The sequence below is a fragment of the Neisseria sp. P0001.S005 genome, assembly GCF_051963715.1.
In genome coordinates, this window is record NZ_JBQCTZ010000884.1 from 1 (window position 1) to 319 (window position 319).

At 48.9% G+C, this 319-nt stretch carries 1 protein-coding gene; it reads right to left on the minus strand.

Annotated features, from left to right (window positions below; translation table 11 throughout):
- A partial coding sequence (locus ACTHSP_RS23345) for a cytochrome b N-terminal domain-containing protein (protein ID WP_440347160.1) occupies positions 1-319 on the minus strand: 319 nt, incomplete at both ends.

Sequence of the window (319 nt, forward strand, 5' to 3'; positions counted from 1 at the left end):
AAGAACAACACAGAACAGAAGACAATCAGGAATACAACGACGCCCAAGATGTCTTTAACGGTGTAGTAAGGATGGAAGGGGATACCATCGCGTGGAATACCGTTTTCGTCTTTGTTTTTCTTGATTTCAACACCATCAGGGTTGTTAGAACCCACTTCGTGCAGGGCGATGATGTGTGCCACAACCAAGCCGAGCAATACCAGAGGTACTGCGATAACGTGCAGGGCGAAGAAGCGGTTCAGAGTAACGTCGGAAACGTTGAAGTCACCGCGGATCCAAGTGGACAAATCAGGACCGATAACAGGGATGGCGGAGAACA